Origin of the sequence: Vreelandella venusta (assembly GCF_015689495.1) — a bacterium.
GTDB classification, from domain to species: domain Bacteria; phylum Pseudomonadota; class Gammaproteobacteria; order Pseudomonadales; family Halomonadaceae; genus Vreelandella; species Vreelandella venusta.
In genome coordinates, this window is sequence record NZ_CP065135.1 from 322,500 (window position 1) to 346,302 (window position 23,803).

Consider the following 23,803-nt stretch of genomic DNA (forward strand, 5'->3'; position numbering starts at 1 on the left):
GTGGGGGTATCTGAAGCCTAGCATTTCATCGGTTTAATGCCGACAAATTTCAAATTCTGGAGGTTCCCATGGCTGGCAATAAGAACTCCGGACGCCGCCCGCTGCCTGGGAACGTCCACATGTTACGCGGCAACCCAAGTAAGAAGGGGGCGCATGATCTGCAAGATGCTGGCAACGCGCCCCAGTTGAAAGTTGAGGCACCGCCATGCCCCGCGTTTTTGACCAAAGACGCCAAGGCAGAGTGGCGGCGGATCGTAAAAGACCTCGAAATCCTGGGGCTAATCACGAAGGTCGACCGCGCTGAACTGGCTGTTTACTGCCAAGCATGGGGTGATTGGAAAGTAGCACGCGAGAAAATCACAGAGATGGAAGACCGGGGAATGGTTGAAACCACCCCAAGTGGCTACAAGCAGATGAGCGCCTGGATGCAACTAGCCAACCGCGCTGAAGAACGCATGCGAAAAGCGGGCGATTCGTTCGGCTTGAACCCCAGCGCACGCGCCAAACTTGGCCCCGGCACCGTAGGACAAGGAGAGCTGTTCCCCAATGAGCAAAAAGAAACCGCCGCAAAGTACGGTCTGTGATGACCGGGCGACGGCGTTTGCTCAGGCGGTAGCGGATAGTGAACTGATTGCGGGACCCCAAGTGCGCGATGCCTGCGCACGCCATCTGCGGGATCTGGAAGAAGGCGAAGCCCGCGGGCTGTATTGGGATCTCGAAGCGGCCAACCATGCGATCGGATTCTTCGAAGACGTTCTGCGATTAAACGGGGGACGATTTGAGGGCGAACCGTTTCATCTTTTGCCGTGGCAGGCGTTCATTGTTGGCTGCCTATATGGCTGGAAGTCAGAGGACGGCTGGCGGCGCTTTCGCGTGGCTTACGTCGAAACGGCAAAGGGCTCAGGAAAGTCACCACTCGCTGCAGGCGTTGGGCTGTATGGCTTAGTAGCTGACGGCGAAGAACGCGCTGAAGTCTACGCGGCAGCGACGAAGAAAGACCAGGCGCAAATCCTGTTCCGTGACGCGGTGGCCATGGTCGATCAGTCGCCGCTGCTCGCTACGCGCATCGTCAAGTCAGGCGCGGTGGGCAAGGAGTACAACCTAGCCTTCCACAAAACGAGCAGTTTCTTTCGCACGGTGGCGGCTGACGATGGGCAATCAGGCCCACGGCCACACGTCGCGCTGCTGGATGAGATTCACGAACACAAAACGCCGCTGGTCGTCGAGATGATGCGGGCAGGCACCAAGAGCCGCGAGCAAGCGTTGATCTTCATGATCACCAACTCCGGTACCGATCGGCTGTCGGTGTGCTGGGACTATCACGACTACGCGTTGAAGGTGGCCAGCGGCGCACTGGAAGATGACAGCTTCTTTGGTTTCGTCTGCTGCCTGGATGAAACCGACGATCCGTTTGAAAGCGAAGAGTGCTGGTACAAGGCCAACCCATCGTTGGCGTATGGCATCCCCGGCTTGAAGTACCTACGTGAGCAGGTGACCCAGGCGCGGGGCATGCCGAGTAAAGAAGCCACGGTGAAGCGCCTCAATTTTTGCCTGTGGGTGCAGGCCGACAACCCTGCAATCAGCCGCGATGCCTGGTTAGCCACGCAAGACAAAGAGTTTGATCACGATAGCCTACTAGGCCGCCGCTGTTACGCGGGCCTAGACCTATCTAGCACCCAGGATTTAACCGCCTTGGTACTGCTGTTTGAGCCGGTACCGGATGACCCGGTATGGCGAATGATCCCTTACTTCTGGCTGCCGGAAGAAGGCTTGGCGCGTAAGGCCGAAAAAGACCGCGTGCCCTATACGCTCTGGAAGGAGCGCGGCCACCTGCTGACCACACCGGGCAAAGCGATCAACAAACGGCATGTGCTGCATCAGCTCTCCGAGATCGCCGCCATGTACGACCTGCAGTGTATTGGCTACGACCAGTGGCGTATAGAAGATCTCATAGCGTTGATTGATGACGAAGCCGTCACGCTGCCACCGATTGAACCTGTTCGCCAAGGGTTCCAAACAATGGCCCCCGCAGTGGATGAATTTGAAACGCGATTAATCAACGGCACGATGTGGCACACCGGCCACCCAGTGTTGACCTGGTGCGCTGCAAACGCGATTTATAACGAAGACCCTGCGGGCAATCGCAAGATTGATAAGAAGAAATCCACTGGCCGTGTGGACGGCATTGTTGCGGCCGTGATGGCCACGTCACTAACGCTCGGCGTGCTCGAAGACGACGGTGGCGACCCTGACTTTATTTTGCTGTGACTGGAGATGCCGTGCGCAACTTACTGAACCGACTAACAGGCAACAATGGCGGGCCTGCGGTGCGCGAAGAGCCAACCGTCACGCCTCAACTAAACAATGCCACAGGGGGAGAATCTGCGGTTAGCAGTTCCGACTACAACGGCATGATGGAACTGTTCCAAGTTAACCCCAGCTTTGCAGGCCCGGTGGTCACGCCTGAAACCGCCATGCGAGTGACGGCGGTTTACGCCAGTGTGCGCATTCTGGCCGGTTCCGTGGGCACGATGCCGGTGCATATCTATGAGCGCACATCCACCGGCAAGCGCCGTGTTGATCATGATATCTGGTGGCTGCTGAACCAGGAGGCCAGCCCCGGCTTTACCGCCGCGTCCATGTGGGAGTTTCTGATCGCCTCCATGCTGCTACGTGGCGATGGCCTGGGCTGGTTCAAGCGCAACCGCCTTGGCGAAGTGATCGAGATTGAGCCACTGGCCCGCAACCAGACCATCATTGAGAAAAAAGATGGCCGCCTGCGCTACCACGCCCAGCTGGATAGCACCTCCTCCGCAGGGCCGGGTTACAAGGGGCTGGATCAGGATGACGTATTTCATCTGCCCAACGTCGGGTTTAACGGTATCTGCAGCCCGTCGGTCATCGGTCTGGCCGCCAAGCAGGGCATTGGATTAGCGCTGGCAGCCGAAGAATACAGTGCTCGGTTCTTCTCAAACGGTGCACGGCCAGACCACGTTATTACGATGGACAAGACACCTACCCAAGAGCAGATCGACCGCATCCGCGATAACTGGCTGAAGCGCCACACCGGCACAGCCAACGCGCATTTGCCGGGTATGTTGGTAGGAGGCGCCCAAGTGCATCAAATCACTATGAGTTCTGAAGATGCACAACTGATGGAAGCTCGACAGTTTCAGGTGACCGATATCGCCCGCGCCTTTGGTTTACCTGGGTGGATGATCAACGCCAATGAGAAATCCACCAGTTGGGGTAGCGGGCTGGAACAGATGGGCCTTGGATTCATCATCTACACCATGCAGCCCATCCTGACGCGGGCGGTGCAGGAACTCAACCGCAAGCTGTTCCGTGATCGTCGCTACTTCGCAGAATTCAACGTGTCAGCGCTGTTACGTGGCGATGCCAAGACGCGCTCCGACTACTACAAGGCGGCGTTAGGGGGTACGCAAAACCCCGGCTTCATGACCCCGAACGAAGTGCGGGCCAAAGAAAACCTGCCACCCATCGACGGTGGCGAAAAGCTCTACAAACCCGAGGGGAAATCCAATGCCGATGCCCAAGCTGCTCCAGCTGTTTATAGATAACGTTAATCGCCCGCGCGACTTCAAAGTGGCTGTGGATGGCGATGAAGCCGAGATCTATCTCTATGACGCCATAGGCGATTGGTACGGCGTAAGCGCTGCCGAGTTCGTGCAAGAGCTTCGCGGGCTAGATGTCAGCACTATTCACCTTCGGATGAACTGCCCCGGCGGGGATGTCTTTGAAGGTCGCGCCATGGCCACCGCGTTAGCCCAGGTAAAAGCTAAAACCATTTGCCATATCGAAGGTTTGGCGGCATCCGCTGCCACTTATGTGGCCGGTGCCTGCGATGAAGTGGAGATCACGCCTGGTGGTTTCTTCATGGTTCACGAAGCCTGGACGCTCACTATGGGCAACAAAGGCGATCACCAAAAGCAAATTGATCTGCTCGCCAAGGTCGATGACAGCATTCTGGCGGATTACGAAAAACGCACCGGGGCAAGCCGTGAGCAGCTAATTGCCTGGATGGAAGCGGAAACCTGGTTCACTGCTGAGGAAGCGAAAGAGAACGGCTTCGTTGATTCCATTACAGAGACTGACCGCAAATCGAACCGCGCCGCATGGAACCTAGCGGCCTATGCCAACGCGCCGGCAGCGCTGACCAAGCCACCGGCAGTTGAAGATCACTATAACCGTGAGCAGGCGGAGCGCCGCCTAGCACTGTTAGAACGGCAATAGCGGGCTCCCGCTAGCCAATTCACCAAGCCGCCTAAGGGCGGTATTTTTTTGCCTAGGAGAAACACCATGCCCAAGAGCATTCAAGATCTGCGGGAGCAGCGCACCAAAGCGGCTAAAGCGTGCCGAGAGCTGCTGGATAAGCACCCCGGTGATAAGTGGGGTGACGACCAGCAGAAAGAGTACGACAACCTGGTTGGCAACATCGACAACTACGATGCTGAGATCAAGCGCCACGAAACCTTGTTGGATCGTGAAGCGGAAGATAAGCACCGCATTGAAGATCGGGCCAACCGTGACGGCATCTCAATCGACGAAGCTAACCACGTAAAGCAGAAAGAGCAGAAAATCTTTCGTAACTGGATGCGCAATGGCTTGGACGGCTTGGATCAAGAAGAGCGTCAACACGTGCACCAGCTGCGTCAGCAGATGATGCAGAACTCCATGAGTACCGGTACGGGTAGCGAAGGTGGTTACCTTGCGCCCGATCAGTTTAGTGGCGAGCTACTGCAGGCGCTGAAAGCGTTTGGTGGTATGCGTGAAGTGTCTAAGGTCATCCAGACAGCTAGTGGTGTGGGGATCAACTGGCCTACCACCGATGCCACCACGGAAGAAGGTGAAATCGTTGGTGAGAACCAGCAGGTGACCGGTGCTGATCCAAGCTTCGGCACGCTGCCGCATAACACCTACAAGTTCAGCTCCAAGTCGATCGCCATACCGTTTGAGTTACTGCAGGACAGCGAGATCGACATTGAGGCCTACATCCGCGATTTGCTGAACCAGCGCCTAGGTCGCATCACGAACCGCATGTTTACTGTGGGTACCGGCGTCGGCCAGCCTCACGGGATTCTTACCGGTTCACAAAGCGGCAAGATTGCGCCAACGGGCCAAACATCGGCCATCACCTATGACGACTTGGTGGACACTGAACACAGCGTAGACCCGGCTTACCGCATGTCTACTTGCCGCTGGATGTTCCACGACCACACGCTTCGCGACTTGAAGAAGCTTAAAGACGCGGATGACCGCCCGATCTGGGTGCCCGGTGTGGCCACTAAAGAGCCAGACACGTTGGCGGGTTATGGCTATGCCATCAACCAGCACATGCCTAAGTTGGGTGCTGAAAATAAGCCAGTTCTGTTCGGTGACTTCCAGAAGTACATCATTCGCGACGTGATGCAAGTGCAGCTGTTCCGCATGACGGACTCCAAGTACACCGAAAAAGGCCAGGTCGGTTTCCTCGCCTTTATGCGTGCTGGTGGCCGTTTAATGGATATTGGTGGAGCGGTTAAGCACTTCCAGTGCGCTGCCTCCTAAACCCATCGCGGGGCCCCGTGCCCCGCTGACCTGTCACTGCTAGGAGCACATCATGTCTACGAAGAAAACTACTCAGCCTGAGGAGTTAAAGACCCATGCTGATGAAGCAACCAAAGATGAAGGGGCCGCCCCCGAGTCAACCAGCGCCGGTGCCGAAACCGCAACAGCGGCCGATACCGGTACCACCCCAGCAACGCCCGAACCACCGCCACCTGCCGATGATGAGCATGAGCAGCCGTTGCCCGAGCTAACGGTGCTCATACTTCGGGATGAAACCATTGGCGGCAAAGACTACCGCCCCGGCGATACCCCAAAGCTACCGGGTGCTGAGGTTGAAGCGCTGGTGGCTCGCAAGGCAGGCGACATCAACCATAAAGCCATCGCCGCCGCCCGTAAGGCGCGCAACAGTGGGGCTAATGAAGAAACGGTGATCGAATGATGCGCTCCACACTGGTTGAGCCGCCAGCGGTCGAGCCGGTCAGTGTGGCTGAGGCCAAGGTGCAGTCCATCATCGAACACGATGAGCATGACGAGATGGTAGCTTTGCTTATCATGGCCGCCCGGGAAGAGGCTGAACAGAAAACCGGACGGGCTTTTATTACTCAGACCTGGCGTCAGCGGGGTCACTCTAACGGCGGTGGTTTTGAGCTACGCCGCTGGCCAGTGCTGGAGGTGCTCAGCGTTAGTGATGATCGGGGTGAGCTGCCTGAAAGTGACTGGACAGCACAGGTCGGGGATTTCCCTATCGTTGAGCCTGTAGGTCGTTTTCAAGGCGTGGTTACCGTGTTGTATAAGGCGGGCTACGGTGTTGAAGGCGAGGCGGTACCAGCACCGATACGCCAATGGATACTGGTAACTGCAGCCAGTTTATATGAACACCGTGAGCTCGCAGTGACTGGGACGATTACATCAAAGCATGACTTCCTGGACGGATTGCTGGATTACTACATGGTGCCGCCAACATGAGAGCCGGACGCTTAAGAGACCGCCTAACCCTGCAGGGCTATGGCGAAGTGAAAGACGCCATCGGCGGTACCCGAAAGGAATGGTTCGATGTGGATGGTGTGTGGGCTGAAGTGAGTGGCCTGAGCGGCCGCGCCTTTCTCTCGGCCAGTGCCGAACAAACAGAGATAACGTGCGAGATTCTCATGCGCTATAGGCCCGATGTAAAAGCCCGTATGCGTCTGGTGCGAGGTGATGAGGTCTACACCATTGTCACGCCGTTACCCGACCCGAAGCGCCGTCAACTGCTCTGCATGTGCAGTGAAGGGGTGAAGCGATAATGCATACCAAACTCGATTTTTCAGGCCTCGCCAGTATTGAAGAAGATCTCAAGTTGCTGACCCGCGCCGAAAACGACCGTGTACGCCGTCAGGGAGCAAGGGCAGGGGCTGGCGTGGTTCGCGATGAAGCCCGTCGCCGTGCCCCAAAGCGCAGCGGCAAGCTGTCTAAAAACATCGTGGCGGTAACGGCTCGCGTCACTGAGAACAGCCGCGCCACGGCGGGCGTTCGTGTGCGCGAGCGGGGCAAGGCTAGCGATCCAAGCAATGCGTTTTATTGGAAGTTTGTTGAGCTGGGTACTTCCAAGCTGCCGCCTGCGCCGTTTATCCGCCCAGCGTTCGATGCCACCGAGCAGCAAGCGGGTGATGCAGCGATCGCCAAGGTGCTGGAAGCGCTCGATAAGGTGCTGATGAAATGATCCAAACTGAAATCTACCAAGCCATTGAAGCGCTGGCAGAAGGGCGAGTTCACGCCCTGGTGGCACCACAAGGCACCGCAGTACCGTACCTGGTGCACTCGCTGCCCAGCCGCACCAGTGATGACGCGATGGCTGGCATGGGGGCTATTCGCTGCCGCGTGCAGCTAGATGCCTACGCAGATTCACAGCTTGAAGCAGATCAACTGCTGGAGGGCGCGATCGACGTATTAGATCCGCTAAACCCTGGGGATCTTATGCAACTGCAGGATTACGAAAAGGAAACGGGACTCTACCGAGCTACGGCAGAGTTAACGATCTGGCATTAAGCCTAACCCTAGTCACACTCTCCCCGCCGCCGGCGGGTTTTTTATGCCCAGGAGGCCACCATGGCACGTAAAGCGAAATACCAATTAACCGCCGGCACCATAGTGCGCGTTAGTGCTGAAGCCGTTAATTCGATCGATGCAACGATTGCCGAGGACGGCTGGAAGAAAATCTCCACCACGGCCAAAGAAATCAGCTACACCGGCGGGCAAAAGTCAGACCTCGATATGACCGTGTTGGAAAGCGATGAGCAGGAGATGGAGAACGGCCTGCGCGGTATGGGCGAGCTCACGATTAGTGGGAACTGGAAGCCCGAAGACGAAGGGCAGGATAGTTTGCGGGCAGCGGATGCAGATGACTCACTGCGCTTGCTTGAAATCGAATTCAAGACCGGCAACAAAGTGCGGCTTTTAAACCAGGTTCGCCAAGATAGCTGGAGCATCGCGCAAAACGGCGTGGCCAGCGGTACGTTTAATCTGCGCGTAATTGGCAAGCCCGTTTACGAACCTGCGCAAACAGGGGGTTAATCCATGGCCGCTAAAAAACAACCCGCCGCCCTAGACCCTCGTGAGGCTCTACTACAGCCCCTCGCGGGGTACCGCCATAAAGTCATGCCCATCCCTACCAGCACTAAGAAAGTGATTGTGCGTGAGCCTAGTGGGGATGACTGGCTAATATGGCAAGCCCAGCTGCAGGAAGTTGCAGGCGAAGAGGTCAGCGAAGAGAACGCCGATGAAGTTGCGGTACGCATTAATGAAACCAACGATCACACACCTGAAGCCACGCTACTAGTGCGCGTGCTGTTGAACGCTGACACTTATGAGCGAGTGTTCGAAGATGACGATGTAGGCATGGTGGCCACCAGTTGGGGCCCTGTTTACGGACGTTACCTCAATGCCGCGTTTGAGCTAGCAGGCATCGACGTTGCCAAGCCCGCAGAGGAAGCAAAAAAAAACTAACTGACCAGCCAGGTTTGATGTTCCAGATGACCCTGGCGCTTCGGTTGGGTAAGACGTTAGCTGAGCTGGCAGGCCACCATGCGCCGATGACGGCGCGAGAATTAATCCAGTGGATGGCGTTTGATCAGCTATCACCCATCAGTGACCGCCGAAGCGACGTGCACGCCGCCCAGATCGCCACGGCGGTCTATCAGTCACAAGGCGCGAAGGTCGATTTTGAAGACGTACTGATCGACTGGGGAGGCAGCGACACCACCGAAGGCGTTGAAGATGACGATGCCCTGGAGACGCTGTTTGCGGCGTTGGCGGGGAGCTAGTCAAACTTAGCGGAGTGCGGTAAGTTCTTCCTGGGAATCTGACAGGGAACTAAAGAATGAAAAAAATATTATTAATGGCGGGCCTGATGATCGGTTTGTCTGGTTGTGCTCAACAGGAAGTAATGCAGCATACCCAATCAGGATTTGCAGAAAAGACCATTCAAGCTAAAAGTCAATCAGAAGTTAGTCAGGAAATTATTAATGCATGTATTAACAGAGGTCATACGATAAGGGAGTCAAGTGACTCAAAAGTGGTATGTACTACTACTATGGAAGGGGGGAGCGCAGTACTAACCCAAATGTTGATTGGAAACTCTTACTCAACCACTCCTGAGGTCGTAGTTGCATTCATTATTGCCACTATGGGAGAAAATGTAAGGGTTGTTGCGCAGCCTCACGTAGAGACACAAATGGCGATGGGGCAGAATCAGATCCAATCCATGCGTGATAACAATGCTCTCAGGAACGACCTTCAAAAATTTCTTAACACTCTCTAGTAATATACTGGATTAGAAACCCGCTTCGGCGGGTTTTTTTACGCCTGGAGAAAAGTATGGCCGCCGCATCCCTTCGTGAATTGATTGTGCGTATTAGCGCTGACTCCAGCGTTTATCAGCGCGAAATGGCTCGCGCTTCGCGTATGGGTACTGACTACTACCGCACCATGGAAGGCGGCGCTCGGCGGCAAGAGGCTGCAGCGATGCGGCAAAGCGAATCGCTAAAAGCAATGAACCAACAGATGTTGGTGATCCGTAATACCGCCTTGCGTTTAACCGGTGTGCTCGCGGGAGTGTTCGCTGCCCAAAGCCTGCGGGCGCAGATCAACTACGCCAATAATCTAGCGGATATGAGTACCCAGATTGGCGCCAGTGTTGAGGCGTTAAGCCAATATAATTATGTAGGGGCGCTATCAGGTGTGCAGATTGATCAACTTGGTACCGCGTGGCAACGGCAAACCCGCCGTATTGCCGAAGCTGCAAACGGAACAGGCGAAGCCAGTGCGGCAATAAAGACCTTGGGCCTGGATGCACGGCAGTTAGCACAGCTTCGCCCTGAAGACCAATTCGAAGCAATTGCAGAAGCCATGCAAGGTGTTGCCAACCAGGGGCAGCGCGTGGCACTCGCCCAAAAGATTTGGGATAGCGAAGGCGTTAAGCTGCTACGTATCGTTAACCAAGGCACTGAAGCTATCGCGACGCAACGGGCAGAAGCTGACCGCTACGGTCTGACGATTAGCCAAGGGACTGCATCAGCAATGGCGGGCTTTAATGCTGAAATGGCGCGATTTGGTTTTATGGCCAAGGGGGTTAGCCAGGCATTTTTGACTGAACTGGTGCCCTCGCTAACAGAGGGCTTGCAATCCGCTACTCGTTGGGTGGATGAGATGGGCGGTGCTGGTGTGGTCTTAGATCGTGTAACAGCAGTTGCAGGTGTGTTTGTGGCGGCGGGCGTCAGTCGCTATATCGCTCAGCTTAGTGCAGATACTAAGAAGTGGGCGGTGGATACTTGGCAGACACATACAGCTCAAGTGTCGTTGGCGAAAGCTCAAGTAGATGCAGCGAAGGCCAGTGGTGTTCAGTTAGCGGCGAACCGGGCCAATGCGCAAGCCGCGCAACGCTCGTTGGTTTCTCAATTGAAGCTGGCGACTACGGAAAGCGAAAGGGTGCGAATTCGTCGGCAGCTATCTGCAAATAGCCGTGTTCTGGCGGAGGCTGTCAAACTTGAAACGGCAAATACGAATGCACTGGCGGCTGCAAATTCACGGTTATCAGCGGCAACGAACTTAGCGCGGCGCGCCGGTGCAGGTGTGTTGGGATTATTAGGTGGCCCTGCTGGCCTTGTAGCGCTAGCTGGCGGGGCGGCTGCAAGCCTTTATTTGTTCCGCGATAGTGCGGATGACGTTAAGTCGTCGCTATCCGACCTGAGCCAACCTTTAGATAAGGTGATTGAAGATTTCAAAAAGCTGTCTGGCATTGAGCGTGAGCGGGAGCTGACTCGTTTATCTGAGCAGATAGACCAAGAAAGAGAAGCGGCTGTCGCGGCGGCGATTAAGATGCGTGATGACGTTTCCCAGGCGCTTTACGGTGCACGTGGAAACCGCACAACTAGCCCTGAACTGAATAGTTTATTTGCGGATATTAACCGAGCTGCCAGTGAAGCGGCTCAAGGCATGGATGTAGATTGGCTGGCGGTTAATGAGCGCATTCAAGAGACCGAGGGAGTAACGGAAAGCCTGCGCCGCCGTATGTTAGATGCAATGGCAGATGTGGCGAGCCGTAACCGAGGTGTTGGTGAGCTTACAACGCGCTTTGAAGAGTTGATCCCTGTAGCAAATGACGCTGCAGGTGCGGTTGAGTCTGCGGGTAACGCTGCAAACAACAACGCCCCCAGTTCAGCAACCCTGCAAGCGTGGCAGCGGTACAACGACCAACTGCGCGATCAGATCGCTAATCATCGAGATCCATCGGCACTAGGGCAAACCAACCGTCGTCTGGATGCTATGGGGCCGGGGGTTAGCGATGTGATGCGTGGCTATACGCTATGGCTTTCTGCCACTGCCGAGCAAGAACAAGCCAGCGCCGTCGCCCGCAAAAAAGCCGCCGATGAAGCCCGTTCCGCAGCCCGTTCAGCCGCGCAGGAAGGGCGTCGCAATGCTGAGAGGATTAGGCAGGCCTACGAACAACAGGCCGCTTCACTCCAACGCCAGATCGCCCTGCATGGCGATAACAGCCGAGCTGCTGCACTAGCATACGACCTTGAGCACGGGAGTCTTCGTGAAATTAGCCAGGCTCACGCTAAGCACTTACAGCAACTTGAGCAGGAGCTAACGACTCGCGAAGAGCTGGCTAAGCAAGCCGTTGAAGCCCAAGAGCTGATGCGCTTTGAGATGGCCGAGCGCGCCCGCTTAGCAGCTCGTGCGCAGGATATGGAGATAGACATTATCGCCGTGGGCCGTAGTGATCAGGCCATCGAAGTGATGCGCGAGATCGCCACCGTTCGCCAGCGCTACGCCGATGAAATGCGTGAGCTCCACCAGCGTCAGGAAGACGACAGCACGCGAATTAGCGAAGCGGCTTATGAGGAGCGGCGGGCACTGCTGCAGCAGCTCATGGATGAAGAAGTTGGCCTAGTCGAATCAGCCGCTGCCCGCAAGCGGGCGGCTGAGGAGAGCTGGCACAACGGTGCTAATCGTGGCCTAGAAAGCTATATGAACCAAGCGCGTGATGTTGCCACGCAATCAGAGCAGGCAATGAGCAATGCTTTGCAACGCACTGAAGATGCGCTGACGGAGTTCGCGAAAACGGGAAAGCTGAGCTTTCGTGATCTGGCGGATAGTGTGATTAACGACATGATTCGCATAGCAATCCGGCAGCAGGCGTTAGGGCTGTTTGGCATGCTTGGTGGTGGTGGTAGTGCCATTGCGGGCGGCTTTATGTCTCAAATAGGCTTTTCTGGCGGTGGCTACACAGGCCCCGGTGGTAAGTACGAACCGGCTGGCATCGTGCACCGAGGCGAAGTGGTGTGGAGTCAAGAGGACGTAGCGCGGGCGGGCGGTTTGAGCGTGGTCGAATCGCTGCGTAAGAACTTTACCGGGTACGCCAATGGCGGTGCTGTGGGGCAGCGTGTAGTGCCGGCGCTGCCTAGCCGTCAGGAGAGTGGCGCTATTCCCAGGGCGGGCAATACGTACCATATCACTGGGCAAGTGGATAACGATGTGATCCGCCGTATCGAGCAAGCTGAGGAAAACGCCTATCGTCGCGTGCTGAATGATGCGCTGCGTAACGGAAAAATCAGAAGGGCGTTAAGCGTATGAGCATAGTTGATTGGCCCAGCGAGCTGCAGCCCGCCACCATGGAGTGGGGGCGAGTGTTCAATTCCTACGCGTTCACCAGCCCGTTCACACAGTCTCAGCAGATCCGTACCCATCCGGGCGCTTACTGGAAATGCTCGCTCACGTTTCGCAACTTGAAGCGGCCGAAAGAGCGGGTGTTGAGTACGTTCATCGGCTCACTGCATGGCATGGCGGGCACGTTTCGCCTACGCCCTTGGACGCGCCCGCCGGGGCCGTTCGTGGGTAATGCCGTGGTGGATGGTGGAGGGCAGGCCGGTGCCCAGGTGGTGACGCGCAACTGGAACGCGAATACCGTGGTGCTTCGTCGTGGCGACTACATCACCATCTCAGACCAACTGCTGGAAGTGCTGGACGATGTGACCAGCAACGCGCAGGGCATTGCCGTGGTGCCAGTCTCCCCTTGGCTGCGAGTGCCTCCGGCGAACGGTTCGGCGGTCAACTATCGCTCGCCTTACGCCATCATGCGCTTAGCGCGTGATGATGTTTCGTTGTCTGTTCAAGCTCTTATCGCTGGCGGCACACTGGAATGTAGAGAGGCGTTCTAATGCAGGTATTCCCGTTTAGTGACTCAGTTGTTGAAATGCTGGGGAAGCCCACGGTGCGCATGGTGTATGCCGCCGAGCTGGATTTCAGAGATGGTGTAGCGCGTGCCCATACGGGCACTGGGCCGCTTGTCATCGCAGGCCATACCTATGAAGGCATTGGTGCGTTTGGTGGTGTCAGTGGCGCTCAGGAGCAATTGAACAGCGCGTCGCCTATGTCGGTGACGCTTTCTCTATCAGGGTTAGATGCGCCCCTAGTGGCGTCTACCCTTCAGGATCGGTGCAGAGGGCGAGAGGGCAAATTGATGTTGGTGGCCTACGATGACGCCGGAAACTACGCCGCCGATATTCTATTTAGCGGCAAGATGGACGCTGCCGCCATGAGCTACGGCGGCAGCGAAGACGACAACGCCATTAGCGTCACGATTACTGACAGAATGATCGATTGGCAGCGCGGCGGTACTGAACGTTGGACCGATGAAAACCACCGCGCTCGCCATCAAGATGATCGCTTCTTCTTTGCTGTTGCGCAGTTATCTGACTGGCCCATCTATTGGGGTGCCAAGCGTGATGCGCCCAGTTTTAGTTATCGATGACAGGGCCTTTATTAATTGCGTCAGTGATATGTGCTGACCTTCCAGCTAAATCATTGATCTTTGGCCTAGCCATTTGTTTTGCTGAGTGTTTACTTTCAGCTTGGACATGTACTGAGCCCTTTTTACGTTCGCCTATATAAAAAACTTCATATTCGTTCATGGAAACTCCGTGCTGGATGGAATAGAGAACTTACCACATGCGCTACAGAGACTGGACTACCCGATTACAGCAAACCATTAAGGCCGCTTCCGAGCGGCCTTTTTTGTGGGGCGAGTTTGACTGCTGCTTGTTCGCTGCTGATTGCTGTATCGCCATTTGCGGCGTTGATCCAGCAGCTAAATACCGGGGCCGATACCACACAGAACTGGGGGCTAAACGCGTGCTTCGCACCACCCACGGCAGCCTGGAAGCTGCCTGGGATGCAGCATTTAAGCGCGTACCGGTAACCATGCGACAGCGTGGTGATGTGGTGTTGTTCGATAGTGATTTTGGCCGCTGTGTTGGAATTGTTTGGGCGAGCGCTATTTGGGCAGTAACTGAAACAGGCGTGCACCGAGTGCAGGCAGAACCGCTGATATGTTGGAGAGTAGGCCATGAGTAAGGCGGTTAAAGCGGTCGGTGCTATTGCGATTGGTGTCGCCGTTGGTTTCGTGGCTGGCCCTTGGGCGGGTGTAGCGGTTGCTGGCAGCTTATTGTCACGCCAGCTCGCGAAGCCTCCTAGCATTGGCACACCAACGCAGTCCGAACTTAAGCAAGTCATCCGCTCATCAAAAGAGCCTGCTCGCTACGTGTTTGGCCGTGCCGGTACCGGCGCATTGCTCGCGTGGGCGCAGGAGGAACCGGGCGTTCAAGCGGACGAAAATGAAGAAGGGGAGGGCGAGAAAGGCGAAAAGCTGCACCTGGTGTATGTGCTGACAGAGGGAGCCATTGCCGGGCTTGATGAGATCTATGTAGACCAAGAGTCGATTAACTCGCAAGCCGCCGCTGAGCTGATCGACTATGAACTACATAGTGATGCGACGGCACCCAGTGCTTACCTGCTGGAGCACTCGCCGGACTGGCGGGATAGCCAAATCGGCCGTGGCGTCACATGGGTGCGCGTGACGCTCAAATATGACCCTGAGTATTTCGCCAGCGGCATCCCGGATATGCTGTTTGAATACCGTGGGCGTAACGATATTTACGACCCTCGTACTGAAACCAGTGGTTACAGTGATAACGCCGCGTTAGTGATTCTCTGGTACATCCGGAATCGCTTGCATGTGCCTGATGATGAAATCCTATGGGATACGTTCATCGATGCCGCCAACGTGTGCGATGAAATCATCACAACGCCTACAGGCAGCACCGAGCGCCGTTATACCGTGTCCGGAGGTTTTAAAGCGGATGAGCGCAAAGACCGTGTATTAGCAGACCTAGAAGCTGCCTGTGCGGGTTCGCTGATTCGTGTGGGCGGCAAGTTCGGCCTTCAGGTGGGGGCCTACTACGGCCCTTGCGAATTAACGATCGATGAAGACATGGTGATCGGTACCGTTACCGGGCAAACCGAGGTGTCACGCGCGGATGCCGTCAACACCATGCGCGGTAAATTCGTCTCTCCGGAACAGCGCTGGACAGAAACTGACTACCCAGCAGTGAGCGTCGCAGAGTGGATCGTCGAAGACGGTGAAGAGATCGAAGACACGCTCGACCTGCGCTTTGTCAGCAGCCCGTACCAAGCGCAGCGCCTTGCTAACATCGCCCTACGTCGCAAGCGTGCGGGAGGAGTGCTTGAGCTACCGCTAAATTTTCGTGGGTATGCCTGTCGCCCCGGTCGCGTCGTACGGGTCAATCTGCCCACGCTCAACATTGACGGCGAGTTCAGAGTCGTTGACTGGGATTTCAGCGGCGAGAACGGCTGTAAAGTCACGCTGCAGCAAGAGCAGCCGGAGATCTACGACGATGCAGTAGGCCAGCCGTTCGACCCGTTCGGCTTTATCCAGCTACCCACCGGCGGCATCGGCTCGCCAACAGGGCTGCAGTACGTGCTGGTTAATATCGGGGAAGTAGTTCAGGGGCGCTTGATATGGAACCCGGTAGACGCCGCGCTGCATTACAACGTTGTGATCAAACGAGACGGCGTTGCAGTGCAGTCTGCCCAAGTGCCTGCAGGCATTGAACGATGCGATGTAGGTGGGCTGGAATCCGGCGACTACACTGCCGAAGTGCGCGCGCGTGGCCGACTCGGACTGTCTGGCCCCGCTACGATTACATTCGGCATCAACGCACCGCCGATGCCTGAGCGCGTGAGTCTTCAGATCGGCAACCGCGAAATTACGCTGATCCCGCATATCGCGCCGGGGGCGTCGCTCAATGGCGGCCACTACCGCTACTTTTTTACGACCGAGCCGAGCTATACGCAGGCTCAGAGCGAGCTGCTGGGAGAAGGCCTGACGTTCACACATACCGGCCTGGCACCGCTACAGACGTATTACTACTACGTTCAGTCTGTGAATGCCTATGGATCTAGCCCGTTCCTACGCGTCGAAGTAGAAACCACGCTTGATTTCGACGAGGAGTTCGCGTGGATTGACGAGCAGCTACGCAAGCCCGGTGGCATCGTTGATCAGTTTGAGAACGAGGTCAATCAGCTCAGCGAGACAGTCGATAGCGTATCAAACGCAGTCGATAGCGCTCAGCAAGCCGCAAATACAGCATTGCAAGAAGCCCAGGCTGCCGTCGAAGCTGCCAGCAACGCTGAAGGTGGCGCGGCCACTGCGCTGGCAGAAGCTCAAGAGGCGCTGGACACCGCCAGAAATGCCGAAGCGGGGATTACTGACGCCAAAGAAACGGCAGACGATGCGCGTCAGCGTGCATCCGATGCGCAACAGTCCGCTAGCGATGCAATCGCACGCGCTCAAAAGGCGCTGACTAACATCGATCTTGTTTCTCTGCAGCAGCAGATCGACACGTCGACGTTGCAAGCTCAGATTGCACTTGCAAATGCGGTCATGGATGTCGAGCACAGCGTTCGCGTGGGCGCTGAGTTCGCGTTGTCTGAACGCATCGTTAGCATGCGCGCCGAGTTCGATACCGCTGCTGCCTCGCTGTCTGAGCGCATCACGCTACTGGCGAGCACGACGCAATCCATTGCCGATTCAGTTGCTATCCTGCGTACGGAGTTTGACGATACCAGCGCTGAGTTTGAGCAGCAGGTAACGTTACTATCAGATACTGTTCAGTCAGTTGGCGAGAGCGTCACTAGCCTGCGGACGGATTTCGATAGCTCGATTGCATCTATTAACCAGACGTTAGCGACACTCAGCAACGAAACTCAGGCACTGGCGACGGCTAATCAAGAGTTGCGTACCGAGTTTGAGGGCAACGCCGCCTCGGTTAGCAATGAGTTAACGGCACTGTCGGATGGCCAGCAAGCGCTTGCGGAGACAACCGAGGGGTTGCGTTCTGGCGTAGATGGAAATACGGCGGGGATTGAAACGAACCGCCAAACCTTAGCGCTAAGCGAGATCGCTCAAGCCATCTACAACGCCACGATGCACGTTAAAAACGCGCTCGGCAACTCGATCTTGGACGTCGAAAACGTGGTTCGCGTCGACGCCGAGCAGTCGCTTTCTCAGCGAATCATAGAACTGACCGCAACGTTTAACGACAACAGCGCGACAGTTCAGCAACGACTAACAGCGCTGACTGATGCCAACCAAGCGCTTTCTGAGTCGCTCACATTATTGCGTACAGAGTACGACGACAGCACTAGTGAGTTTGCTCAAAACATCACGGTGCTGAGTAATCAAACGCAGGCAATCGGCGAGTCCCTAACGGCGCTATCGACGGCGTTTGATACCTCCACTGCTGATTTCGAGCAGCGCATTACGCTGCTGTCTGATGAAACGCAAGCGCTGGCCACGACAACCTCGACTCTTCAGTCGTCACTCGATGATGCCAATGCACGGATAACAGCAGAAGAAACGACGCGGGCAACAGAAACGCAAGCGCTGGCGACGGCTAACCAAGAGTTGCGCACGGATTTTGACGACAACTCAGCTAGTGTGAATAACGATTTAGCCGCACTGTCGGATGGCCAGCAGGCAATCGTCACTGACGTTAATGAGTACAAAACGGAGGCTAATGGACGGCTAGCGAGCGCTGAGAACAGCATCACGGTACTTTCTAGTGAGACCCAGGCTTTGGCGGGCACGGCATCGCAGTTGGAGTCTGCGCTCGATAATGCCAACGCTCGGATAACAACGGAAGAAACGACGCGGGCAACAGAGACCGATGCGTTAGCGACAGCGAATCAGGCGCTGCGTACTGAGTTCGAGGACAACGCGGCGAGCGTGGGATCGTCACTTGCCGCACTGACTGACGAGCAACAGTCGATTGCTCAAAATGTCTCTTCACTCGAAACAGAGTTCGAAGACAATAAATCGAGCGTTAATACAACCCTGCTATCACTGAGCAATGCACAGTCGGCCACTGCTGGGCGACTAGACGACTACGAAGTCGAGGTTAATGGCGAACTGGCATCCGTGCGCCAAGAGGTGTCTGCCGTTTATGACCCCAATACCGGCGCAGTCGCGCAAGCTGTAACAACTGTGAATGTTAACGGCGTGCGCGGCGTTATCGGCATACAAGTACAGGGCGAGCAAGCACAGATCATTGGCATCGCGAATCAATTCGCAATACTTAACCCCGTCAATGACGAGCTGGTTACCGCGTTTGTGGTATCTGATGGGCGCGTAGTTATCCCAGATGCGCTTGTTCGGAATGCGTCGATCACAAACGCCAAGATTGCTAACGGCGCTATCAACAACGCTAAGATAGAGAATGCCTCTGTCAATACAGCTAAGATAGAGAATGCTGCGATCACTACCGCCAAGATTGGTGTGGCTGAAGTAGATACTCTGAGGATTGCGGGGGAGGCGGTATCTGCGACGTTTGTAGCTAATACAGCAGGTCAGTTCCAACGGCAAATACTGTTTGGTGACGACAGCCCTTGGTACACCGTTCAAGAGCTGGACGTTGACAGCTCAGGCAGCCCCCACGATTTACTGTTTAGTGTCAGAGTGAGAACTGATTCCACCAACAATGATGGTACGGCCACGGGCGCTCCTCAAGTCCGCTTGTTAAGGAATGGGAGTGCGTTTTTTACACTAACCACCTTAACCCCATCACCAGATGCCAACACGAACTTATGGGATCTACCCGTAGTTGTTCCATCGACTATAAACATGGGCGCAGGAACTCACACCCTCACACTCCAAGTAAGGGCTTCTGCAAACATGGCTTGGTCGGGTAACGGACTTACCCCGCGAGTGTTGTTAACTGCGGGGTCACGTTACATTAGATCATTGGAGCTTAAACGATGAGTAGAGTTTACGCAGTCCACACGACTGACGGCGCAATTGTGCGCACACTCACGACGCCCCATGGGTACATCGAGTGCGACGACACTGTGAGCGACGCCACGCATTACGTTGATGTCGACACGCTAGAAGTTAAGCAAAAGCGATCGCTGGAACCACAGCTAAGCGTAGACAGCTTAGTCGTCACGCTAACAGACTTGCCCGCCGAGCTAACAGTGACTACCAACGACGTTGAAACTATTACAGACGGCGAACCACTCACTATCAATTACGACGTCCCCGGCACGTACGAAATACGCCTCTGTGGGCTCATCGAATACCTGGACGAGAATTTGGAGGTGACCGTTGGTGATCCTTAGCGCAAACACATTCAGAACCCGTGACACCGCAGAGGCCCATTATTTGGGCCTTTGTGATTTATGGGCATCGGAAACGCGGCAAATCGATCCGGCGCAAGAGGCCATCTATCGGCGCAAAGCGCAGGAAGCTAACGCAGGCGGCGGCCCTTTGCTGAATGCCGAAGCCGAAGCGCTACGCATTGAAAAATCAGATCTGTGTGAGCGCGTGAAAACGGCCCAGGCTGCAACAGAGCAGGCGTGGGCTGACGTAGAAGTTAAGCGCGTGAAAGCTAAGGCCGACATACGCGCATCTCAGACAGCGGCGCAGATGCACGCAATCGTTAAAATGCTGAGGGCCGGATAATGGCAGCACCAACGAACTATGATCAAACAAACGAATGGCTCGCCGAAGTCGACCGCCGCGTACAAGATCTTATCAATATTCTGAAAGGCGGTATCGACGTTGGGCAAAGCGGCACGCTAGGCAATCTCGCGCTGATCGACACGCTGAGTGAATCCCCCATTGGTAATTTATCTGCACTACAGCAATCGCTGCAGGTTGATGCAGTGGCAGGGCGTGGGGTTATTGGCGGTGCTGGTGATTTGTTGGCCAATGGGGCTTATGGCCTGGGCGGACAGGGATATATGTTATCCAATTTTGACGCCCCCCCAGAGCGCAACGAATTTTACATTGGCGCGGGCTCTTCTGCGACGGGTGACCACGGAGGGGCAGCATATTGGCCTGGCATTGACCTCTATCGAGCCTCTAGTGATCGGGGAGCTAGGCTGATGTTCAGCAATGAGTACATGAGGTTTCGGGGGTGGGAAGGGACAGACACAGTTACCGATTTCCTCGTGTACCACGATAAAAACATACTCGGCACAGTCTCACAATCTGAGGGCATTCCTACAGGGGCGATTATTGAGCGAGGAAGTAACGCAAACGGTAGCTACGTTAAGTTCGCTGACGGGACATTGGAATGTACGCGAATAGTCAATCTGGAAGTACAGGCTACAGAGGCGTCAGATTCTTTATTTCGTAGTGTAGGAGTCTCCTTTGACTTTCCTGCCACGTTTGTCAACGGAATCGCAGAGTATGCTTCAGCGAGTTTACTAGGCTCTCAGTCTATTCAAATAAGGGCTTCTGGGTTACTCGTAAAAACTAGGCGAGGAAGTGGTGTTTTAAATAGACCCGATTGGTCATCGACGTGTGTTGTTGCTACAGCCCCTGCAACCTCTGCCCCAGGTGAATTAACAACAATTGCCCTTTATGCAGCCGGGCGTTGGTATTAGGAGTAAGTATGAAGCTAAAGATTAATCTATCGCCTTGTTCGGGCTTAGCCGAAACTTCAGCCAGCATTGCTGGCACAGTGCTAACAGTTAACGGCACGGACTACGACTTGTCCGAACTACCTGACGGGGCTATTGCACAACACTCAGAGTTAGGGGAAGTGACCCGCAACGGCGATGAGTACGAATGCACGATTCGCTTGGGCCATGGGCCGAACGCGCAAGAAGCAACGCGGTTCCCGCAGCCGATTATATTGGAAAACCATAACGGCGATATTGAGCTGCCTGTTTACGACATTGTTGAAGAGGAGCCTGTCGATGAGCTGGTTAAATGATGCAGAAGTAACGCTACCTAAATCTCGATCAGAGCTATTAGCAGACGCACAAGCAAAGCGGATCGCTGAGATCAACGCGGCTTACACTGCCCAGGCTGAACCACTAATTAAAGATTACCCAGAGGTCGAGCAATCGACGTGGCCAAGCCAGAACTACGAAGCGCGGGCTTACCTGGCATGGCTAGAAGATCTGCAGGGTGAGCAGCCATCAACGCCTGTACTAGACGCTATTCTATTAGGCCGTAACGGTGAAGATGGAACGGAGACACTGACTGAGCTTTGCGCAGCTGTTATTGGGAATGCGGAAATGTTCACCCAGTTTCAGAAACTCACCGGGCGTAGGCAGCGGCTAGTTAAAGCTGTGCGTGCTGCGACGGTGGTAGACGATGTGAACGCTATCAGCTGGTAGGGCTTAAAAAAGTAACAGACCAACGGCCGCGAAAGCGGTTTTTTTGTGCCTAAAAAAGAGGATTCCCTAATGTCTGAATTTCCCAACATCGACAAGCTGAACGATGCCGCCCGCACTGCGCGTGAAAAAATGGACGCCGCGTTACAGAAAGAACTGCCGCCGGGGGCTGAGGTGGCTATTAAATCAGGCCCGGAGTTTGTGGGGCGTTACGAAGTGCAGGAGTATCCGAAGTATTCAAGCGGCCAGGTGCTGGTTAAGAACGTTGAGTCTGGAGTTGAGCGGCGAGTGGGGTATGGGCAGGTTAAGCTGATTAAGTAGAGCGTTCGACCGGCACAAGTCATCCGCTTAGTTGCGGTTTTTTGTGTCTGTCGTAAGTGATCTCTTACAAAAACTGTCGTCGATTTCCTACATTCAACAGCAGCTTTAACCGCTACTGTGAAAGTGTGACGCCGAGGGATCGCCGCTTATAGCATGCCGGATGCGTTGCACAGGGACGAGGGGCGTGGTTTAAAAAGGACGGTAGACCACGCCCCATTCTGCGCTTTGATCGTTAGCCCGCCGCCACACGCCCTCTGTCATCAGGTCCCGCCGCGTTATTAAATGTGCTGCCGTGCCGGGTGTTAACGCATCCATTGGGTCAAAACTCTTTCCATGCCAACGCCCGCTATAAAGCTTGCCGTGCTGAATGATGTGAAACTCAATCACACAGCGCGGCAAGCTGATAGATGAAATACGCCTCCAGCCTTTCCGCTCCATTGCCTTGCGCCAGAGCGTCGCGCGGTAACGTGCATTCATGACATTACATCGCTTCGGCAGGGTTCCACCGAATTTGCACAAGCTCTGCCGTGTCATCAAGAGGGGTTAGCGTTACATTTTCAACAGTACCCAGCTCGTCAAGCATGCGTGCCCAATCCTCTGCACTATCCTCTGGCTGACGCTGCAGCTCAGTACAATGCTCAGACTGTGCACGGGGGCTGTTGATCTTTCGCTGCACTCGCTGGACTAACTGCTCGTATGATTTTGACATAAGCGCCTTCTTTTTATCTGAATATATATACAGTATTTTAGTGCGAGTATAGCCAGTGAAGTTATCGAAAGCTAGGGAGTATTTGTGGAAGGTAGGGGCAATAAATGTTGACTCAAATGTTGACATAACTATGCCTAAACAGGCCCTTTTCAGCCCACAGGTACAAAAAAAGCACCCGTAGGTGCTTGATTTGTAGGGGTGTCTGGTGGAGGCGGCGGGAATTGAACCCGCGTCCGCCAGCACGCGCCTATTGGCTCTACATGCTTAGATTTCGTCATTTGCTTTAACGCAACTGACTCCGACGATCAGGATTCAGTCACGCGAGCCTTCTAAGTTTAACGATTGATGAGAAGACACCACCAACCGCGGTCCTATCAGCTTTAGCTCGTATCCCATCAGTGATGAATAGGCACATCACCTTTGGGCCAGACAAGAAGCTAACAGTGTTTAGGCTGCTAGCGCGCCTTGAGCGTAGTTTTCGTCATTTGCGACTATTTTTCGTGATGTGGGATTTACGAGATACATCACGCTCTCGGCATGCACCGCAAGGGTTGTCACCGGCGTCGAAACCATGTCGCCCCCTGATCACAGATGAGCATTCTAACGTGCTCACACCGAATTGACCAGTTATGCCTTGTTATGTTCCCGCATTATCCGACCTTTCTGACGGCTCCAGTCGCGATCTTTCTCGGTGGCACGCTTGTCATGCAGCTGTTTGCCGGTCACCAATGCCAGCTCACACTTCACCTTGTTGCGTTTCCAATAGAGCTTGAGCGGTACGCACGTGTGGCCTTTGTCCTGGGTCACCGAGAAAATTTTGGCAATTTCCTTGCGGTGCAGAAGCAACTTGCGCGTGCGCGTCGGATCAGCAATCTCGTGGGTGCTTGCTGTATTAAGCGGCATGATATGGCTGCCTAGTAAAAAAGCCTCGCCATTACGAACCAAAATATAGGTGTCGGTAAGCTGTGCTTTACCAGCGCGCAGGCTTTTAACTTCCCAGCCCGCGAGTACCAAACCTGCTTCTAAGGTTTCGTTGATATGGTACTCAAACCGAGCCTTCTTGTTTTGGGCAATAACGCTGCTGCTAGGGCCCTTACTGTTACCTTTCTTAGTGGCCATGGAACCTCATCGTTGATCTGTCAGTAGCACCCCCTTCGTTATGACGGGAGGCGTGATACCATT

At 55.1% G+C, this 23,803-nt stretch carries 29 protein-coding genes and 1 other RNA gene; 25 read left to right on the forward strand and 5 right to left on the reverse strand.

All coding sequences use genetic code 11. The features are described from left to right. Positions 1-68 precede the first annotated feature (68 nt). The 17 genes from IR195_RS01605 (at position 69) to IR195_RS01685 (ending at position 13,858) form a co-directional block, all read left to right on the forward strand. Positions 69-584 carry a phage terminase small subunit P27 family gene (locus IR195_RS01605; RefSeq protein WP_206048591.1) on the forward strand — a complete coding sequence of 172 codons (516 nt, stop codon included), beginning with the start codon at positions 69-71 and terminating at the stop codon, positions 582-584. After that, on the forward strand, positions 547-2,268 hold the full coding sequence (locus tag IR195_RS01610; protein WP_206048592.1) for a terminase large subunit: 1,722 nt from the start codon (positions 547-549) through the stop codon (positions 2,266-2,268). Before IR195_RS01605 ends, IR195_RS01610 begins: the two co-directional genes overlap by 38 nt. 11 nt (positions 2,269-2,279) lie before the next feature. Next, a complete protein-coding gene (locus tag IR195_RS01615) occupies positions 2,280-3,581 on the forward strand; it encodes a phage portal protein (protein WP_206048593.1) in 1,302 nt (433 codons plus the stop codon). Beyond that, positions 3,544-4,254, forward strand: a complete 711-nt coding sequence (locus tag IR195_RS01620; protein WP_206048594.1) for a head maturation protease, ClpP-related — start codon at positions 3,544-3,546, stop codon at positions 4,252-4,254. Before IR195_RS01615 ends, IR195_RS01620 begins: the two co-directional genes overlap by 38 nt. Positions 4,255-4,320: 66 nt before the next feature. Next, the gene (locus IR195_RS01625; RefSeq protein ID WP_206048595.1) at positions 4,321-5,568 is read left to right on the forward strand and encodes a phage major capsid protein; all 1,248 of its coding nucleotides are present in this window, start codon (positions 4,321-4,323) and stop codon (positions 5,566-5,568) included. A 52-nt stretch (positions 5,569-5,620) separates the two neighbouring features. Further along, complete coding sequence (locus tag IR195_RS01630) at positions 5,621-6,007, forward strand: hypothetical protein (RefSeq protein WP_206048596.1); 387 nt, start codon at positions 5,621-5,623, stop codon at positions 6,005-6,007. After that, positions 6,004-6,534 carry a head-tail connector protein gene (locus tag IR195_RS01635; protein WP_206048597.1) on the forward strand — a complete coding sequence of 177 codons (531 nt, stop codon included), beginning with the start codon at positions 6,004-6,006 and terminating at the stop codon, positions 6,532-6,534. The genes IR195_RS01630 and IR195_RS01635 overlap by 4 nt, the downstream gene beginning before the upstream one ends. Then, positions 6,531-6,851: a phage head closure protein gene (locus IR195_RS01640; protein ID WP_206048598.1), complete on the forward strand. Its 321-nt coding sequence runs from the start codon at positions 6,531-6,533 to the stop codon at positions 6,849-6,851. The genes IR195_RS01635 and IR195_RS01640 overlap by 4 nt, the downstream gene beginning before the upstream one ends. Next, entirely contained in the window at positions 6,851-7,267 is a 417-nt protein-coding gene (locus tag IR195_RS01645) for an HK97-gp10 family putative phage morphogenesis protein (RefSeq protein ID WP_206048599.1), read from the forward strand. The genes IR195_RS01640 and IR195_RS01645 overlap by 1 nt, the downstream gene beginning before the upstream one ends. Further along, positions 7,264-7,593 (forward strand): tail completion protein gp17, encoded by a 330-nt coding sequence (gene gp17 / locus IR195_RS01650; RefSeq protein ID WP_206048600.1) that lies wholly within the window; start codon positions 7,264-7,266, stop codon positions 7,591-7,593. The genes IR195_RS01645 and gp17 overlap by 4 nt, the downstream gene beginning before the upstream one ends. 60 nt (positions 7,594-7,653) lie before the next feature. Beyond that, the gene (locus IR195_RS01655) at positions 7,654-8,118 is read left to right on the forward strand and encodes a phage tail protein (protein WP_206048601.1); all 465 of its coding nucleotides are present in this window, start codon (positions 7,654-7,656) and stop codon (positions 8,116-8,118) included. A gap of 3 nt (positions 8,119-8,121) precedes the next feature. After that, positions 8,122-8,550, forward strand: a complete 429-nt coding sequence (locus IR195_RS01660) for a phage tail assembly chaperone (RefSeq protein WP_206048602.1) — start codon at positions 8,122-8,124, stop codon at positions 8,548-8,550. Between the two features lie 26 nt (positions 8,551-8,576). After that, entirely contained in the window at positions 8,577-8,867 is a 291-nt protein-coding gene (locus IR195_RS01665; protein ID WP_206048603.1) for a phage tail assembly protein T, read from the forward strand. Positions 8,868-8,923: 56 nt separating this feature from the next. Continuing rightward, complete coding sequence (locus IR195_RS01670; protein WP_206048604.1) at positions 8,924-9,364, forward strand: hypothetical protein; 441 nt, start codon at positions 8,924-8,926, stop codon at positions 9,362-9,364. A gap of 56 nt (positions 9,365-9,420) precedes the next feature. Then, positions 9,421-12,681, forward strand: a complete 3,261-nt coding sequence (locus tag IR195_RS01675) for a phage tail tape measure protein (protein ID WP_206048605.1) — start codon at positions 9,421-9,423, stop codon at positions 12,679-12,681. Then, the gene (locus tag IR195_RS01680) at positions 12,678-13,265 is read left to right on the forward strand and encodes a hypothetical protein (protein WP_206048606.1); all 588 of its coding nucleotides are present in this window, start codon (positions 12,678-12,680) and stop codon (positions 13,263-13,265) included. The genes IR195_RS01675 and IR195_RS01680 overlap by 4 nt, the downstream gene beginning before the upstream one ends. Then, the gene (locus IR195_RS01685; protein WP_206048607.1) at positions 13,265-13,858 is read left to right on the forward strand and encodes a hypothetical protein; all 594 of its coding nucleotides are present in this window, start codon (positions 13,265-13,267) and stop codon (positions 13,856-13,858) included. Before IR195_RS01680 ends, IR195_RS01685 begins: the two co-directional genes overlap by 1 nt. On the opposite strand, the gene IR195_RS01690 is transcribed toward IR195_RS01685, so the two are convergent. After that, on the reverse strand, positions 13,845-14,018 hold the full coding sequence (locus tag IR195_RS01690) for a hypothetical protein (RefSeq protein WP_206048608.1): 174 nt from the start codon (positions 14,016-14,018) through the stop codon (positions 13,845-13,847). The two genes, IR195_RS01685 and IR195_RS01690, sit on opposite strands and share 14 nt — an antisense overlap. Before the next feature lie 37 nt (positions 14,019-14,055). Between IR195_RS01690 and IR195_RS01695 the strand changes: the two genes are divergently transcribed. The 8 genes from IR195_RS01695 (at position 14,056) to IR195_RS01730 (ending at position 21,912) form a co-directional block, all read left to right on the forward strand. After that, complete coding sequence (locus IR195_RS01695) at positions 14,056-14,460, forward strand: DUF6950 family protein (RefSeq protein WP_206048609.1); 405 nt, start codon at positions 14,056-14,058, stop codon at positions 14,458-14,460. Further along, positions 14,453-19,225 carry a phage tail tip protein J-related protein gene (locus tag IR195_RS01700; protein ID WP_206048610.1) on the forward strand — a complete coding sequence of 1,591 codons (4,773 nt, stop codon included), beginning with the start codon at positions 14,453-14,455 and terminating at the stop codon, positions 19,223-19,225. Before IR195_RS01695 ends, IR195_RS01700 begins: the two co-directional genes overlap by 8 nt. Further along, the gene (locus tag IR195_RS01705) at positions 19,222-19,581 is read left to right on the forward strand and encodes a hypothetical protein (protein ID WP_206048611.1); all 360 of its coding nucleotides are present in this window, start codon (positions 19,222-19,224) and stop codon (positions 19,579-19,581) included. The genes IR195_RS01700 and IR195_RS01705 overlap by 4 nt, the downstream gene beginning before the upstream one ends. Continuing rightward, a complete protein-coding gene (locus IR195_RS01710) occupies positions 19,571-19,924 on the forward strand; it encodes a hypothetical protein (RefSeq protein WP_206048612.1) in 354 nt (117 codons plus the stop codon). Before IR195_RS01705 ends, IR195_RS01710 begins: the two co-directional genes overlap by 11 nt. Continuing rightward, positions 19,924-20,853 (forward strand): hypothetical protein, encoded by a 930-nt coding sequence (locus IR195_RS01715; RefSeq protein ID WP_206048613.1) that lies wholly within the window; start codon positions 19,924-19,926, stop codon positions 20,851-20,853. Before IR195_RS01710 ends, IR195_RS01715 begins: the two co-directional genes overlap by 1 nt. 8 nt (positions 20,854-20,861) lie before the next feature. Further along, positions 20,862-21,185, forward strand: coding sequence for a hypothetical protein (locus IR195_RS01720; RefSeq protein ID WP_206048614.1), 324 nt, complete (start codon positions 20,862-20,864; stop codon positions 21,183-21,185). After that, positions 21,169-21,594: a hypothetical protein gene (locus IR195_RS01725; RefSeq protein WP_206048615.1), complete on the forward strand. Its 426-nt coding sequence runs from the start codon at positions 21,169-21,171 to the stop codon at positions 21,592-21,594. The genes IR195_RS01720 and IR195_RS01725 overlap by 17 nt, the downstream gene beginning before the upstream one ends. A gap of 69 nt (positions 21,595-21,663) precedes the next feature. After that, positions 21,664-21,912 (forward strand): hypothetical protein, encoded by a 249-nt coding sequence (locus tag IR195_RS01730; protein WP_206048616.1) that lies wholly within the window; start codon positions 21,664-21,666, stop codon positions 21,910-21,912. A gap of 189 nt (positions 21,913-22,101) precedes the next feature. On the opposite strand, the gene IR195_RS01735 is transcribed toward IR195_RS01730, so the two are convergent. The 4 genes from IR195_RS01735 to smpB form a co-directional block, all read right to left on the reverse strand. Next, on the reverse strand, positions 22,102-22,389 hold the full coding sequence (locus IR195_RS01735) for a hypothetical protein (RefSeq protein WP_206048617.1): 288 nt from the start codon (positions 22,387-22,389) through the stop codon (positions 22,102-22,104). A gap of 4 nt (positions 22,390-22,393) precedes the next feature. After that, complete coding sequence (locus IR195_RS01740; RefSeq protein ID WP_206048618.1) at positions 22,394-22,621, reverse strand: DUF1654 domain-containing protein; 228 nt, start codon at positions 22,619-22,621, stop codon at positions 22,394-22,396. 203 nt (positions 22,622-22,824) lie between these two features. Next, positions 22,825-23,203, reverse strand: a transfer-messenger RNA (tmRNA) gene (gene ssrA / locus IR195_RS01745). A gap of 45 nt (positions 23,204-23,248) precedes the next feature. Then, positions 23,249-23,740, reverse strand: coding sequence for an SsrA-binding protein SmpB (gene smpB / locus IR195_RS01750; RefSeq protein WP_009723766.1), 492 nt, complete (start codon positions 23,738-23,740; stop codon positions 23,249-23,251). Between the last annotated feature and the right edge of the window lie 63 nt (positions 23,741-23,803).